General features: G+C 66.4%; 12 protein-coding genes. All 12 read right to left on the reverse strand.

Annotated features, from left to right (window positions below; translation table 11 throughout):
• Window positions 1-149: 149 nt before the first annotated feature.
• Window positions 150-776, reverse strand: a complete 627-nt coding sequence (locus AC5RUO_RS09350; protein WP_494009073.1) for a superoxide dismutase — start codon at window positions 774-776, stop codon at window positions 150-152.
• A 99-nt stretch (window positions 777-875) separates the two neighbouring features.
• Complete coding sequence (whiA, locus tag AC5RUO_RS09355) at window positions 876-1,856, reverse strand: DNA-binding protein WhiA (protein ID WP_009357654.1); 981 nt, start codon at window positions 1,854-1,856, stop codon at window positions 876-878.
• Window positions 1,857-1,865: 9 nt separating this feature from the next.
• Window positions 1,866-2,885 carry a gluconeogenesis factor YvcK family protein gene (locus AC5RUO_RS09360; RefSeq protein WP_494009072.1) on the reverse strand — a complete coding sequence of 340 codons (1,020 nt, stop codon included), beginning with the start codon at window positions 2,883-2,885 and terminating at the stop codon, window positions 1,866-1,868.
• Window positions 2,885-3,808, reverse strand: coding sequence for an RNase adapter RapZ (gene rapZ, locus AC5RUO_RS09365; RefSeq protein WP_494009071.1), 924 nt, complete (start codon window positions 3,806-3,808; stop codon window positions 2,885-2,887). Before rapZ ends, AC5RUO_RS09360 begins: the two co-directional genes overlap by 1 nt.
• 69 nt (window positions 3,809-3,877) lie before the next feature.
• Window positions 3,878-5,923: an excinuclease ABC subunit UvrC gene (uvrC, locus tag AC5RUO_RS09370; RefSeq protein ID WP_494009070.1), complete on the reverse strand. Its 2,046-nt coding sequence runs from the start codon at window positions 5,921-5,923 to the stop codon at window positions 3,878-3,880.
• Between the two features lie 62 nt (window positions 5,924-5,985).
• The gene (locus AC5RUO_RS09375) at window positions 5,986-6,654 is read right to left on the reverse strand and encodes a lysophospholipid acyltransferase family protein (RefSeq protein ID WP_494009069.1); all 669 of its coding nucleotides are present in this window, start codon (window positions 6,652-6,654) and stop codon (window positions 5,986-5,988) included.
• On the reverse strand, window positions 6,641-7,357 hold the full coding sequence (locus AC5RUO_RS09380; RefSeq protein WP_494009068.1) for an HAD hydrolase-like protein: 717 nt from the start codon (window positions 7,355-7,357) through the stop codon (window positions 6,641-6,643). Before AC5RUO_RS09380 ends, AC5RUO_RS09375 begins: the two co-directional genes overlap by 14 nt.
• Window positions 7,358-7,426: 69 nt before the next feature.
• The gene (uvrA, locus tag AC5RUO_RS09385) at window positions 7,427-10,351 is read right to left on the reverse strand and encodes an excinuclease ABC subunit UvrA (protein ID WP_494009067.1); all 2,925 of its coding nucleotides are present in this window, start codon (window positions 10,349-10,351) and stop codon (window positions 7,427-7,429) included.
• A 50-nt stretch (window positions 10,352-10,401) separates the two neighbouring features.
• On the reverse strand, window positions 10,402-10,782 hold the full coding sequence (locus AC5RUO_RS09390) for a GntR family transcriptional regulator (protein WP_494009066.1): 381 nt from the start codon (window positions 10,780-10,782) through the stop codon (window positions 10,402-10,404).
• On the reverse strand, window positions 10,779-12,500 hold the full coding sequence (locus AC5RUO_RS09395; RefSeq protein ID WP_494103399.1) for an ABC transporter ATP-binding protein: 1,722 nt from the start codon (window positions 12,498-12,500) through the stop codon (window positions 10,779-10,781). The genes AC5RUO_RS09390 and AC5RUO_RS09395 overlap by 4 nt, the downstream gene beginning before the upstream one ends.
• An 89-nt stretch (window positions 12,501-12,589) precedes the next feature.
• Entirely contained in the window at window positions 12,590-14,332 is a 1,743-nt protein-coding gene (locus AC5RUO_RS09400) for an ABC transporter ATP-binding protein (RefSeq protein ID WP_494009065.1), read from the reverse strand.
• Window positions 14,333-14,504: 172 nt separating this feature from the next.
• On the reverse strand, window positions 14,505-15,281 hold the full coding sequence (locus tag AC5RUO_RS09405; RefSeq protein WP_494009064.1) for a trans-aconitate 2-methyltransferase: 777 nt from the start codon (window positions 15,279-15,281) through the stop codon (window positions 14,505-14,507).
• Window positions 15,282-15,355 lie beyond the last annotated feature (74 nt).

The following is a 15,355-nucleotide window of genomic DNA, read 5'->3' on the forward strand; positions in this document are numbered from 1 at the left end:
CAGCCTCATTGCTGAAGGCTAACCGCCTTCCGTGACCTATCTTACGTTTAACTGGGTCCGCCCCCGCAAGTGCGGGGGCGGACGGTCCACATCGCGGCCCATTTAAGTCCGAATGTGAAGTTTGTAACAAGCGCTTGTAGCGCGGGTCACTACGGGAGGGTGATCAGGCCCGTGGCGTTGGTGCGTGCTGCCTCGAAGCGCTTGGCGACGTCGGCCCAGTTCACGATGTTCCAGAACGCCTTGACGTAGTCGGCCTTGACGTTGACGTAGTCCAGGTAGAAGGCGTGCTCCCACATATCGAGCATCAGCAGCGGGGTGGTGCCCAGCGCAGTGTTGCCCTGCTGGTCGTAGAGCTGCTCGATGACCAGGTTGCCACCGATGGGCTCGTAGGCCAGGAAGCCCCAGCCCGATCCCTGCAGGCCGAGTGCGGCTGCCGAAAACTGCGCGCGGAAGGCGTCGAAGGAGCCGAAGGCGTCGTCGATGGCGGCAGCCAGCTCACCCTCGGGCTTGTCGCCGCCGTCCGGGGACAGGTTGTTCCAGAACACGGAGTGGTTGACGTGCCCGCCGGTGTGGAATGCGAGGTCCTTTGAGAGCCTGTTGATGTTGGCGAAGTCGCCCTTCTCGCGGGCATCGGCCAGCTGTGCCAGGGCGTTGTTGGCGCCAGCAACGTAGGCGGCATGGTGCTTGCTGTGGTGCAGCTCCATGATCCGCGCGGAGATGTGCGGTTCAAGGGCGGCATAGTCGTAGCTGAGTTCCGGCAATACGTACTCGGTCACAAAATCCTCCAATATCGTGGACGCTCGGTCCGGTTGGTAACTCTCGGATTGTGCATCCGGGCGGCGGGCGCCCGGAATCTTTTTGATTCTATGGGTCGGTTACTCGTCCAGCATTTCGGGCGTCACATTGGCGTCCGTACCGGGAATGCCCAGGTCAGCGGCGCGTTTGTCCGCCATGGCCAGGAGGCGGCGGATGCGTCCGGCGATCGCGTCCTTGGTCATGACGGGGTCGGCCAGGCGCCCCAGTTCGTCCAGGCTGGCCTGCTTGTGGGCCACGCGCAGCTCGCCGGCGTACTTCAGGTGCTCGGGAACGTCGTCGCCCAGGATCTCGAGGGCACGCTCTACACGGGCACCGGCTGCCACTGCAGCCTGGGCCGAGCGGCGCAGGTTGGCGTCGTCGAAGTTGGCCAAGCGGTTGGCGGTGGCGCGGACTTCCTTGCGCATGCGCCGCTCCTCCCAGACCATCAGCGCATCGTGGGCGCCCATGCGGGTGAGGAGGGCGGCGATGGTATCGCCGTCGCGGATGACCACGCGGTCCACGCCGCGGACTTCCCGCGCTTTGGCCTGGATGTCCAGCCGGCGCGCGGCCCCCACCAGCGCCAGTGCGGATTCCGGGCCGGGGCAGGTGACCTCCAGCGAGGAGGACCGGCCGGGCTCGGTGAGCGAGCCGTGGGCAAGGAACGCGCCCCGCCACACGGCTTCCGCGTCCGCGGCGGAACCGTTGACGACGGCGGACGGCAGCCCGCGCACGGGACGGCCGCGACCGTCAAGGAGGCCGGTCTGCCGGGCCAGCGCCTCGCCGTCGCGCACCACCCGCACCACGTAGCGGCTGGCCCGGCGGAGTCCCCCGGCGGACACCACGATGATCTCGCTCTGGTGCCCGTAGACCTCGGCGATCGCTGCGCGGAGGCGCCGCGCCGTGGAGGCCAGGTCCACTTCGGCTTCGATGACGATCCGGCCGGAAATGATGTGCAGCCCGCCGGCGAAGCGGAGCATTGCGGAGACTTCGGCCTTGCGCACCGATGACTTTTTGATGTCCAGACGGGACAGTTCTTCCTTGACCGATGCTGTCAGTGCCATGGCACCTTCCTAACTGTTCCCAAAAATGTCCTGGTACGCCGTCGCCAGACGCAGGGGATCATGGACGGGCCGGCGTCCCGACGCCCCTACTTTACCCAAGACAACCTCGGCCCCGATCATCGCGGCGGCCCGCACGAACTCCTGCCGGTCCGGCACCGAGGCAGGATCGGCCAGGACAACGTCCACCGTGAACTCCGGGGCGTAGCGCCGCAGCACGTCGAGATGGTCCGCCGCCGTCATCCCGGAAGTCTCCTTGGTGTCCGTGGCGAGGTTCATGGTGAGGCAGCGTTTGGCCGGGGTGTTGCAAAGCGCCTGGCGCATCTCCGGCAGCAGCAGGTGCGGCAGCACGGAGGTGTACCAGGAGCCCGGGCCCAGGATGACCCAGTCAGCCAGTTCGATGGCTGTGAGCGCCTCCGTGCAGGCCCGGGCCGCCTCGGGCATGAGCCGGACGTGTTCCAGCGAGCCCGCCACGGCACAGCGCGCCTGCCCGCGGATGGTCTGCAGGGCGGAGGCGCCATCCGGCGCGGTGACGCGGACGTCGCCTTCGATGGTCAGCGGCTCCGTGGACATGGGAAGGACCTGGCCGCGGGCGCCCAGCAGCGCACCGGCCCACTTCAATCCGGCCACGGTGTCCCCCAGCAGCTCCCAAAGGGTGACGATCAGCAGGTTCCCCATGGCGTGCTCGTCCAGCGAACCGCCCGGGCCCTTGCCGGGACGGAAGCGGTGCTGCATGACGTCGCGCCAGGTCCTGCCCCAGTCCGTGTCGTCGCAGAGCGCGGACAAGGCCATCCGCAGGTCCCCCGGCGGGAGGACGCCGTACTCTTCGCGCAGGCGCCCGGAAGAGCCGCCGTCGTCCGCCACCGTAACGACGGCGGTCAGTTCGGACGTGAGCAGGCGCAGCGCCGAGAGGGAGGCGGAGAGGCCGTGGCCGCCGCCGAGCGCCACAACGTTGGGACCTTTGTCCTGCTGGCTGGCTCCGGTTCCGGACGCAGGCGGAACCAGCGGCAGCGCGCCGGTGAACAGCGCCATTATTCGCGGCCCAGATCCCGGTGCGTGGTGGTCACGGTGACCCGGGGGAACTGCGCCAGTTTCTTGGAGAGCTCGACGGCGACGGCGACGGAGCGGTGTTTGCCGCCGGTGCAGCCCACGGCGATGGTGGCGTAGTGCTTGTTTTCGCGGCGGTATCCGTCCAGGACGGGCTCCAGGGCCATGACATACCGGTCCACGAAGTTCTTGACGCCTTCCGCCTCCAGCACGTAGTCGCTGACGTCCTTGTCCAGCCCGGTGTGCGGGCGCAGCTGCGGAACCCAGTGCGGGTTGGGGATGAACCGGACGTCGGCCACGTAGTTGGAGTCGACGGGCAGGCCGTACTTGAAGCCGAAGCTCATGATGTTAAGCCGGAGGGCCACGGGGCCCGTTTCGCTGAAGAGTTCCGTGATGGCCGTGGCCAGCCCGTGGACGTTGTAGCCGGAGGTGTCCAGGACGACGTCGGAGCTGTCGCGCAGTTCCTGCAGCAGCTCGCGTTCAGCGGCGATGCCGTCCAGGATGCGGCCGCCGCCCTGCAGCGGATGCGGCCGTCGTCCCTGCTCGAAGCGGCGGACCAGGACGTTGTCGCTGGCGTCGAGGAACAGGACCCGGAAGGTAACGCCGCTGGCCGCGAGGGCACCGAGGGCGGCGCGGATATCCGCGAAGAGCCCCTTGCTGCGGACGTCGATCACCACGGCGAGCCGCGGGATGGACTGCGGGGCGTGGGAGACGAGTTCGGCCAGCGTGCCAAGCATCTGCGGCGGCAGGTTCTCCACCACGTACCAGCCATGGTCCTCCAGCGCGTCGGCGGCGGTGCTCCGGCCGGCTCCGGACATTCCGGTGACCACCAGCAGCTCCGCTTCGAGCGGCTTGACGGGCTGCATCCCGTCCTGCCCGGCTCCGGATTCCGCCGTCGTGTCTGCCATTAGGTCCGCCCCGTTTCTGTTGTTGCCATGCCGGGGCGCGCACCGCGCAAACCCCGCCCCTTACCCTAGCTAAGTTTCAATGATTTCGCCGGTGGACATGTTGATGGCGGGCACCGTTGCCGCAGCCGGTTCGCCCGTGGAGAAGTGGCTGACGATGGCGCTGGCCAGCGCAGGGCCAATGCCCTTCGCCTGCGAGAGCTCTTCGGCGGAGGCGGCCTTGACCCCCTTGACGGACCCGAAGTGGGCCAGCAGTGCCTTGCGTTTGGATGCGCCCAGCCCGGGAACTCCGTCCAGCGCGGATACCGTCATCGCCTTGCCGCGCTTCTGCCGGTGGAACGTGATGGCGAAGCGGTGGGCTTCGTCACGGATGCGCTGCAGCAGGTACAGCCCCTGTGAGGTCCGGGGAAGGATTACGGGGAAGTCGCTGTCCGGCAGCCAGACCTCTTCGAGGCGCTTGGCGAGGCCCACCACGTAGACATCGTCGATGCCCAGGTCCGCGAGGGCCCGGGCAGCGGCGTTGACCTGAGGCTTGCCGCCGTCGACCACCACCAGATTGGGCGGATAGGCGAACTTGGCCCGCGGGGCGGGCGTCGTGGTGTCCGCCACGGTGCTGTCCTTCGGGCTGCTGTCCATGGGCGTCTCCTGCTGCCCGGGTTCCGGTTGTTCCGCATCTTCCGGGGCAGGGCCCAGCACCGAGTCATCCACCTGGGCGGACTTGTCCTGCAGGTAGTGGCGGAACCGCCGGGTGAGGACGTCGTGCATGGCGGCGGTGTCGTCGGCTGCTGCGGGCCCGGTGACGGAAAACTTCCGGTAGTCGGACTTTTTCGGCAGGCCGTCCTCCACCACCACCATGGAGGCCACCACGTTGGTTCCCTGGACATGGGAGACGTCGAAGCATTCGATCCGCAACAGGGGCACCGGCAGGTCCAGCGCTTCCTGGAGTTCCTGGAGAGCCTGGGAGCGGACGGTGAGGTCTCCGGCCCTTCGCGTCTTGTGCAGCTTCAGCGCATGCTCGGCGTTTTCACGGACGGTGGTCATGAGGGCGGCCTTGTCGCCGCGCTGCGGAACCCGGATGTCCACCTTTGCGCCCCGGATTCCGCCGAGCCACTGCGCCAGCTCCCCGGCGTTGCTGGGCTCCACGGGAACCAGCACCTCGCGGGGCAGTCTGCCGTGGCTGTCGCCGTCGTTGCCGTAGACCTGCTGCAGGAGGTGCTCCACGAGGTCGGGCGTGGTGAAGTCCTCCACCTTCTCAACCACCCAGCCGCGCTGGCCGCGGATCCTGCCGCCGCGGACGTGGAACACCTGGACCGCGGCTTCGAGTTCGTCCTCGTGGAGCGCGAAGATGTCCGCGTCCGTGTCCTCCGCGAGCACCACTGCATTGCGCTCGAAGACTTTCCGAAGGGCGGCGATGTCATCCCGGATCCTGGCGGCGTGCTCGTAGTCAAGCTCGGCCACGGCATCCGCCATCTGCTTTTCCAGTTTGGCGATGAAGCGCTTGGCCTCGCCGCCCATGAAGGCGCAAAAGTCCTCGGCCAGGGAGCGGTGGTCCTCGGCAGAGATGCGGCCCACGCACGGGGCCGAGCATTTGTCGATGTAGCCCAGGAGGCAGGGCCGGCCGGTGGCTTCGGCACGCTTGAACACCCCTGCGCTGCAGCTGCGGACCGGAAACACCCGGAGCAGGGTGTCCATGGTTTCCCTGATGGCGCCCGCGGTGTAGGGACCGAAGTAGCGGGTCCCCTTCTTCTTGTCGCCCCGCATGACCTGGACGCGCGGGTACTTCTCTCCCATGGTTACGGCAAGGTACGGGTAGGTCTTGTCATCCCGGAACACCACATTGAAGCGCGGCTTGAATTCCTTGATCCAGGTGTATTCCAGCTGCAGCGACTCCAGCTCGCTGCCCACCACCGTCCACTCCACGCTGCTCGCTGCGTGGACCATGGCGTAGGTCTTGGGCAGCAGCCCTGCCGGGTTGGCGAAGTAGGAGTTCAGCCGGGAGCGGAGGCTTTTGGCCTTGCCGACGTAGATGACCCGGCCGTGGGGGTCGCGGAACCGGTAGACCCCCGGGTTGGTGGGGATTTCACCCGTCCTGGGCCGGTAACTTGCTGGATTTGCCACTTATCCATTCTACTGAGCCGTGCCCGCCGGCTGCGCCAGCCGGACCCCCTGCCGCTGGCGGCCTAGTCGAGCGCTTTGCTCTGGTTGTAGCTGGTGGACCGTTCCTGGCCGCTGAGTTCCGCGATGGCATCCATGATCCGGTCAGTGACTTCGCGCCGGGCCGGCAGCGAATGGTCCGGGCCGGTCTTGTCGAAATACAGCGGCTCCCCCACCTTCATGGTGAAGTGCTGGGGCCGTACGCCCTTCTCGCCCGCACGCTGCAGGTTCTCCGTGCCGACCAGGCCCACCGGGATTACCGGCGCGCCGGTGGTCAGCGCAAGCCAGCCCACGCCGGTGCGTCCGCGGTAGAGGATGCCGTCCCGGGAGCGCGTGCCCTCAGGGTAGATGCCGATCCCGCGGCCGGACTCGAGGATGTCCAGGAGGGTCTTGAGCGCCTGGACACTCGCCGCCTGCTCGCCCCTCTCCACGGGAATGGAGCCCACGGACTCGAAAAAGGCCTTCATGACTTTGCCTTTGATCCCGCCGGTGGTGAAGTACTCGGCTTTGGCGAAGAACGCCACCGGACGGGGCATCAGCGCCTGGACGATAACACTGTCGAAGAAGGACAGGTGGTTGGGTGCCACGATGAAGGGCCCGTCCGTGGGGACGTTTTCAACGCCGACGACGGTGGGCCGGCAGGTGCCCGCGATCAGGCTCCGCGTGGTCCAGCGGACGGCTTCAAACATTTCCATCGTTGGTCACCTCGCTCATGGCGGCACTGTGGATGGCCTGCAGCCGGTCGATGACCTTCACCAGCTCTTCCGCCGTGTCCACGACGGCCACGGACCCGGCGTTCTCCAGTTCGCCGTCGGGAGCGAAACCCCAGGCAACACCGATGCAGTCGAGCCCGTTGGCAATGGCTCCCGAGACATCCTGGGCGCGGTCCCCCACCATGAGGGCGTGCCGGGTTTCCAGGTCCTCAAGGGCGGCGGCGATGATTTCCGTCTTTCCCAGTGGCACCCCTTCGACGGCCGTCTCGTCGTCGGCCGAGCCGCGGATGCTCAGGAACAGCCCGTCGATGCCGTGGTGCGCCAGGACCTTCCGGGCCAGGTTCTGCGGTTTCTGGGTGGCCACGGCCACCGGCGTCCCGGCGGCCGTGAAGGATTCCAGCACTTCGCGGATGCCCGGGTACAGCCGGCTCTGGGCGATGCCGGTAGCCACGTAGTGCTCACGGTAGCGGCGGATGACCTCGTCCAGGAGGTGGGCGGGCACTTGTGCCACATTGAGCAGGGAATCGCTGAGCTTGGGGCCGATCATGGCTTCGAGCAGCTCCTGGCCGGGAACGGGAAGCCCCACGGCTGTCAGGGCCGCCGCAATTCCTTCTGTTATTCCACCGGCCGGATCGACAAGAGTGCCGTCCAGGTCAAAGATCACGGGCACTGTTGTTGGAGTCACCGGGTTAGTTTCTCACGTCAGCAGCAGTGCCTGAAACTCGCATTCCTGCGGCGGAATATTTCTCTTGTCCTACCCCAGGATTTCGGCGAGGAAGCTGGCCGTGTGGCTTGTGGTGGACGTTGCAACCTGCTCCGGCGTGCCGGTGGCGACAATCTGTCCGCCGCCGGAGCCACCGTCCGGTCCCAGGTCCACGATCCAGTCGGCGCTCTTGATGACGTCCAGGTTGTGCTCGATGGTAATGACGGTGTTGCCTTTGTCCACCAGGCCCTGCAGGACCAGAAGCAGCTTGCGGATGTCTTCGAAGTGCAGGCCGGTGGTGGGCTCATCCAGCACATACACGCTCCGGCCGTTGGAGCGCTTTTGCAGCTCTGCCGCCAGCTTGACGCGCTGCGCCTCACCACCGGAGAGGGTGGTGGCCGGCTGGCCGAGCCTGACGTAGCCCAGGCCGACGTCCACCAGGGTGTTCAGGTGCCGCGCGATGGGTGAGAACGCGGCGAAGAACTCCGCCGCCTCCTCGATGGGCATATTAAGGACCTCGGCGATGGTCTTGCCCTTGTAGTGCACCTCCAGGGTTTCCCGGTTGTACCGTGCGCCATGGCAAACCTCGCAGGGGACGTAGACGTCCGGCAGGAAGTTCATCTCGATCTTCAGCGTGCCGTCGCCTGAGCAGGCCTCGCAGCGCCCGCCCTTGACGTTGAAGGAGAACCGGCCGGGAAGGTAGCCGCGAACCTTGGCTTCAGTGGTTTCGGCGAAGAGCTTGCGGATGTTGTCGAAGACGCCCGTGTAGGTGGCCGGGTTGGAGCGCGGCGTGCGCCCGATGGGGCTCTGGTCCACGTGGACCACCTTGTCCAGGTGCTCAAGGCCCTGGACGGTCTTGTGGCGCCCTGCCACCTGCTTGGCGCCGTTGAGCTTGTTGGCCAGCACCTTGTACAGGATCTCGTTCACCAGGGTGGACTTGCCGGAACCGCTCACCCCGGTCACCGCGGTAAAGAGGCCGAGCGGGAATGCGGCGTCAACGTTGTTGAGGTTGTTTTCGCGTGCACCCACCACCTTGAGCTCGCGCTTCTTGTCGTACTTGCGCCGCTTCTTGGGCACGTCGATGCTCTTGCGCCCGGACAGGTAGTCGCCGGTCAGGGATGCGGTGTTCTCCAGGAGCTCCTTGTACGAGCCGGAGTGCACTACCTGGCCGCCGTGCTCGCCGGCGCCGGGTCCGATGTCCACGATCCAGTCGGCGACGTGGATGGTGTCCTCGTCGTGCTCCACCACAATCAGGGTGTTGCCCATGTCGCGGAGCCGGGTGAGGGTATCGATGAGCCGCCGGTTGTCGCGCTGGTGCAGGCCGATGGACGGCTCGTCCAGGACATAGAGCACGCCCACCAGGCCGGAGCCGATCTGGGTGGCCAGCCGGATGCGCTGCGCCTCGCCGCCGGACAGCGTGGCGGACGGGCGTTCGAGGTTCAGGTACTCCAGCCCGACGTCCAGGAGGAACGTCAGGCGCGCCTGGATTTCCTTGAGGACCTGGTGCGCGATCTGGGCTTCACGGCCGGTGAGGACGAGGTTCTCCAGGAACGCGGCGCAGTCACGCATGGGAAGGGCCGCCACTTCGGCAATGGACTTGCCGTTGATGAGCACGGACAGGGACGCCGGATTGAGGCGCGCGCCGTTGCAGGCAGGGCAGGGGATCTGCCGCATGTACTCCTCATACCGGTCGCGTGCCCAGTCGGAGTCGGTTTCGCCGTGCTTGCGGTGCACGTACTGGATGGCGCCTTCGAACCCGGTGCTGTACTTGCGTTCCCGTCCGAAGCGGTTCCGGTACTGCACCACCACCTTGTGGTCCTTGCCGTGCAGGACAGTCTGGCGGACGTCCTTGCCCAGCTTCTCCCAGGGGGTGTCCATCGAGAATCCGAGTTCCTTTGCCAGGCCCTCGAGGAGCCGGTTCCAGTACTCGGTGGTGGCAGTTCCCATCGACCAGGGGGCGATGGCGCCCTCGGACAGGGAGAGCTCCGGGTTCGGGACGATGAGTTCCTCGTCCACTTCCAGCTTGGTGCCGATGCCGCTGCAGGCTGCGCAGGCGCCGAAGGGGTTATTAAAGGAGAAGGATCGGGGTTCGATCTCGTCGATGGCGAGGGGATGCTCATTGGGGCAGGCGAGGTTCTCGGAGAACGCCCGGATGCGTGCGGGGTCATCCGCCTCGAGGTCCACGAACTCAGCCAGGACGCGGCCCTCAGCCAGCCCGAGGGCGGTTTCGATGGAGTCCGTGAGCCGCTGGCTGATGCCTTCCTTGACCACCAGCCGGTCCACCACCACCTCGATAGTGTGCTTGAACTGCTTGCCCAGCTTGGGCGGATCGCTCAGCTGGACGAGGTCGCCGTCCACCCGTGCCCGGGAGTAGCCCTTGGCGCTGAGCTCCTTGAAGAGGTCCACGAACTCGCCCTTCCGCCCGCGCACCACCGGGGCGAGGACCTGGAAGCGGGTGCCTTCGTCGAGCTCGAGCAGCTGGTCGACGATCTGCTGCGGCGTCTGCTTGGCAACGGGCTTGCCGCAGACGGGGCAGTGCGGCCGGCCCACGCGCGCCCAGAGCAGGCGCATGTAGTCGTAGATCTCGGTGATGGTGCCCACCGTGGAGCGCGGGTTCTTGCTGGTGGACTTCTGGTCGATGGAAACTGCCGGCGACAGGCCTTCAATGAAATCGACATCCGGCTTGTCCACCTGCCCGAGGAACTGGCGGGCGTAGGCGGACAGTGATTCGACATAGCGGCGCTGGCCCTCGGCGAAGATCGTGTCGAACGCCAGTGAGGATTTGCCCGAGCCTGACAGACCGGTGAAGACGATCATCGCGTCGCGCGGCAGGTCCAGGTCAACATTCCGGAGATTGTGTTCGCGGGCGCCCTTCACCACGAGCCGGGACAGGTCATGGCGCTGCACAATGCCAGTGGAGGGCTCGGTGACGGAAGTGGGTTCGATGGCGGTTTCTTCAGCTAAGGCTTTAGGCACCCAATAATGCTAATCGAAAACTTCTTCGAAACCGTCACCGCCCAGGGCCCTCAGCGGGCGTCGTAGGCGGCCGCCAGCAGCTTCACGGCTTCGGCAAACGTTGCCCCCTGCGACTTGGCGGCTTCGGCGTAGGCCGCCGCCGCTTCGGAGAGCCCGATGAGACGTTCGTCACGTGCACTGACCACCGTCCCGTTCCGGCCCCGGGTGGCCACGATGCCCGCCGCCTCCAGCTCTTTATAGGCCCGGGCCACTGTGTGCGGGGCCACGTCAAGGCTGTCAGCCAGGGAGCGGACAGCGGGAAGCCGGCTGCCGGGCGGAAGCGCACCGCTGTCAGCCAAGTGGATGATGCGGAGCCTCAGCTGCTCGTACAGCGCCACCGTGCTGGCGGTGTTGGGCTTCCAGGCCCCGGGGAAGTCGGGGACGGCCTTCACCGGCCCGCCTCGAGGACGCCGGCATTGCCGGCGCGGGCAGCGAACTGGGCGTAGTAGAGCCGGGCGTAGTAGCTTTTGGCCGCCAGGAGGTTTTGGTGGTTGCCCTGTTCGACGATGCGTCCGTGGTCCATGACCAAGATTAGATCAGCGTTGCGTACCGTGGACAAACGGTGGGCAATCACGAAACTGGTCCGGCCGTGCCTCAGCTGCTGGGTGGCCTGCCGGATCAGCAGTTCGGTCCTGGAGTCCACGGAGCTCGTTGCCTCGTCCAGGATCAGGACGGCGCGGCCGGAGAGCTGCGCCCGGGCAATGGTGATGAGCTGGCGCTGGCCCCGGCTGAGGGGTTCTCCCCCGTCTTCCAGCACGGTGTCGTATCCGTCCGGCAGTGCCCGGACAATATGGTCAACGTGGCTGGCCTCTGCGGCGGCCAGGATGCTGGCCTCGGTGGCGTCCGGCAAACCGTAGGCAATGTTCTCGCGGATGGAGCCCGCAAACAGCCAGGCGTCCTGGAGCACCACGCCGAACTGTGCACGCAGCCGGTCCCGGGGCACGGCGGAGGTATCGGTTCCGCCGATGGTGATTCGGCCCGAGGTCGGCTCATAGAACCGCATCAGCAGGTTTATCACGGTGGTTTTTCCTGCACCGGTGTGTCCCACGACGGCCACCGTCTGCCCGGGCTCCACCCTGAACGAAAGGTTGCGGACGGCCGGGGACGAGCCCGGGTAGCCGAACGTCACGTCGTCGAACACGATTGCTCCGCCGGCCGCAGGCTGCCCGTCCGCGGCATCAGGGTCGGCAGCCTCCTCTTCCGCGTCCAGCAGGGCGAAAACGCGGGCGGCGGACGCGGCGCAGGACTGCATGACATTGAGCAGGCCGCCGATCTGTCCCACCGGCTGGGTGAAGAGCCGGCTGAACTGGATGAAAGCCTGGATCCCGCCGATGGTCATGGCTCCCGCTATGACCTGGAGGGCTCCGATGACGGCCACCGCAACATAGGTCAGGTTGGCCATCAGCACCATGAGGGGCTGGACGACACCGGCTGAAAACTGGGCTTTCGTGGATGCACGGGCCAGCCGCGAGTTGCTGGCCGCAAACACGCCGGCCGCCCGGGACTGGTATCCGAAGGCTTTGATGACCTCATGGCCCGTGATGAATTCCTCTGCATGCGCATTGAGCTCACCGGTTTCCATCCATTGCCGCGCGTAATGCACCTGCGACCTGCGGGCCACGAAAAAGGTGATGCAGGTGGACAGCGGAACGGTGGCGAGTGCGATGGCCGCCAGCAGCGGCGAGATCCACAGCATCATGGCGAGCGACCCGGACAGCATCAGGACGGACATGATCAGCTGTGTCAGGAGCTGGTTCAACGCCTGGGAGATGTTGTCGATATCGTTGGTGGCCCTGCTCAGGACGTCGCCGCGGGAGCTGTCGCGGTAGTAGGAGGCGGGCAGCCGGTGCAGTTTGTCCTCCACGGCAGCCCTCATGTTGTACATCAGTCCCTGGACGGAACGCGCCGTCAGTGCGCCCTGGATCCAGTTGAACAGCGACGCGAGGACGTACATCACCGCCACTGCCGCAAGCAGCAGGACGAGTCGTTCCTGGTCTGTGCTGCCGCCGTAGGCGCCATCAACCACCACGTCCGTGGCATCGCCCAGGTACTTGGGGGCGGCCACGTTCAGGCCGGCGAAGGCACAGGTGGCTGCGACGGCTCCGAGCATCAGCCGCCGGAACGGCCGCAGCAGCCCGAGGAGCCGCCACGATGTGGCGCGGAAAGCCGGGTCTGCCGCCGTAGTGCCGGCCGGCGCCGTCACTGCGGGCCGTCCAGGGCCAGCTGTGATTCCGCGATTTCCCGGTAGGTGGACGACGTCTCCAGCAACTCCCGGTGCGTACCCTGCGCAACCACCTGGCCGCCGTCGAGCACCAGGATCAATTCGGCGTCCTCGACAGTGGAGACGCGTTCGGCCACAACAAGGATGGTGGCGGCCGCGAGTTCGGCGTCCAGCACCTGCCGCAGCCGCGTGTCGGTGTGGTAGTCAAGTGCAGAGAAGCTGTCGTCGAAGAGATACAGGGATGACTTGCGGAGCAGTGCGCGGGCTATGCAGAGCCGTTGGCGCTGTCCCCCGGACAGTTTGGTTCCGCCCTGCCCCACCGGCGTCTCAAGGCCCAGGGGCAATGCGCCCATGAAGCGCATGGTCTGCGCCTTTTCGAGGGCATCCCACAGTTCCATGTCCGATGCTCCGGGTGCCGCCATCCGCAGGTTCTCCGCGATGGTTCCGGAAAACAGATGCGAGTGCTGGGGCACCACGGACATGGAGCCGCGCAGCACATCCAGGGGCAGGTCCTTAATGTTGACGCCGTCGAGTGTGATGGCGCCTTCGGTGGTGTCGAGGAAACGCGGGACCAGGTTCAGCAGGGTGGACTTTCCGCTGCCCGTGGATCCCACGATGGCCGTGGTGGTGCCGGGCAGCGCGGTGAAGCTGACGCCGGCAAGGACAGGCGCCTCGGCCCCGGGATAGGAGAAGCCGACACCCGTGAACTCCACGGAGCTGCCCTGCGGGACGGACCCGCTGGGTCCGTCCTGGGGCTGGGCCGGCAGCATGGGTGCCGCGGGCTCCCCGGGATCCGCCACCGAGGGCTCGGTGTCCAGGACAGCGCCGATCCGTTCCGCACACACGGCTGCCCGCGGTGCCGTCATCAGGACGTACATGGACATCATGATGGCCAGCAGAATCTGCATGATGTAGGCAATGAACGCCGTGAGCGCACCGATGTTCATCTGTCCGGCCTGGATGCGCTGGCCACCGAACCACACGATTGCCACCGAGGACAGGTTCACCACCAGCATGATCATCGGCAGCATGGCGGCCACGAGCAAGGCTGACTGGAGGTTGTTGGCGGTGAGGCTGCCGTTGGCGCGGGCGAAACGGTCCGTCTCATGCTCCTGGCGCACAAATGCCCGGATGGTGGCCACGCCGATGATCTGCTCCCGCAGGATGCCCCCGGAATTGTCCAGCAGGTCCTGCCCCTCGCGGTAGAGCGGTATGAGGCGCCGCACGATGGCGGACATGATCAGCACGAGCAGCGGCACGATGACGATGATGACTGCGGACAGCCCCACGTCCTGCTGGAGGGCAAGGATGACTCCGCCCAGGCCCATGGCGGGCCCGGCGATGAGCATGGTGAGCACCAGGAGCGCGAAGGCCTGGATTTGCTGGGTGTCGTTCGTCACCCGGGTGGTGAGGCTCTGGGTTCCAAACCGGGCCACCTCGCGCGAGGACAGGGACTGGATCTTCAGGAAGATCTCCGCCCGGAGCTGTTGGCCGAGCTTCATGGCGATGGCTGCGCCAAAGTAGCCTGCCCCAATGGCCGCAGCCGCCTGCACCACGGCAATTCCGGCCATGAGGAGGCCCAATCGGTGGATGGACGAGGTGTTGCCTGCCACGATGCCGTCATCGATGATGGCCGCGTTGATGGTGGGGAGCAGAAGGTTGGCGGCGGCCTGCACCAGTTGCAGGAGCACGACGGCGGCAACGGGAGCTTTGTGCGCCATAAGCAGCCGCCCCATGAGTCGGATCAGCAACGCACCTCCAGAAGGTCGGGAAGCCTGCGGGGCGGCGGCAACCGTTCCCCACCAGCCACAACGCTCATTGTAAGGCAGATCACTTACTATTTTTGTCAAACATGTGACAGTGCGGTAGAGCTTGTCCAGCGAATGGATTTCGTTAGTTCTTGCGCCCCACAGCGAATATCCGGCGGAATGGGAAGACGGTGCCGTGCCGTCCCGGCGGATAGGCGGTGCGGAGCGCCGCTGCGTATTCTGCTTCGAACTCCCTGCCGTCGTCCGGTGAGAGGACGGCCAGCACGGGGCGCAGGGCCGCGCCGCGCACCCACTCAAGGACCGGGTCCGGGCCCGGCAGGACCTGCTGGTACGTGGTTTCCCAAGCATCTGCGGTGCAACCGGCGTCGAGCAGGATAGTGAGGTAGTCCGCCGGCTCACCTACCGATTCCCCGCCGCGAAGCACGCCGTCGAGTTTCGGTGCCCACCGGGCTGACGCTGCGAGTTCCCGCATCAACGTGTGGGAGGGCGCCCCGAAGTTCCCCGGCACCTGCATGGCGAACCAGCCACCGGGACGCAGGGCGGCCAGCCAATCCCGCATGAGGTCCTGGTGCCCGGGCACCCATTGGAGGGCGGCGTTACTGACCACCACATCCGTTTCCGCTGGCGGCATCCAGCCGGCAATGTCGGCCTGTTCGAACCGCAGGAGCGGATGCCGGGCGGCTACAGTCCCCGCCTTGTCCAGCATCTCGGCCGACGAGTCGACGCCCACCACCTCGGCTTCCGGCCACCGCCCGGCCAGCGTGGCGGTGAGGTTCCCCGGTCCGCAGCCCAAGTCCACCACCCTTACCGGCCAGTCCGCGTCGATCCTGCCGGTGAGATCGAAGAACGGCCGGTTCCGGTAATCACCGAACTGGACGTATTTGGCCGGATTCCATTTCATAAGCTTCCCCGTTGCCTGGTCGTGTCACAGATACCGCGAAGCCTAGCCGGTACGCGGCGGATTTCCGGGAGCAC

The sequence above is a fragment of the Arthrobacter sp. Y3221087 genome, from assembly GCF_059089905.1.

What these genes read in the sequence shown, in the direction of transcription:
- AC5RUO_RS09375 (WP_494009069.1), bottom strand. Translation starts at nt 6,654, where the DNA reads ATGGAAATGTTTGAAGCCGTCCGCTGGACCACGCGGAGCCTGATCGCG.
- AC5RUO_RS09395 (WP_494103399.1), bottom strand. Translation starts at nt 12,500, where the DNA reads ATGCTCGGAGCCGTCGCAGCCACCTGTGCCTTCGCCGGCCTGAACGTG.
- rapZ (WP_494009071.1), bottom strand. Translation starts at nt 3,808, where the DNA reads ATGGCAGACACGACGGCGGAATCCGGAGCCGGGCAGGACGGGATGCAG.
- AC5RUO_RS09400 (WP_494009065.1), bottom strand. Translation starts at nt 14,332, where the DNA reads ATGGCGCACAAAGCTCCCGTTGCCGCCGTCGTGCTCCTGCAACTGGTG.
- AC5RUO_RS09360 (WP_494009072.1), bottom strand. Translation starts at nt 2,885, where the DNA reads ATGGCGCTGTTCACCGGCGCGCTGCCGCTGGTTCCGCCTGCGTCCGGA.
- AC5RUO_RS09405 (WP_494009064.1), bottom strand. Translation starts at nt 15,281, where the DNA reads ATGAAATGGAATCCGGCCAAATACGTCCAGTTCGGTGATTACCGGAAC.
- whiA (WP_009357654.1), bottom strand. Translation starts at nt 1,856, where the DNA reads ATGGCACTGACAGCATCGGTCAAGGAAGAACTGTCCCGTCTGGACATC.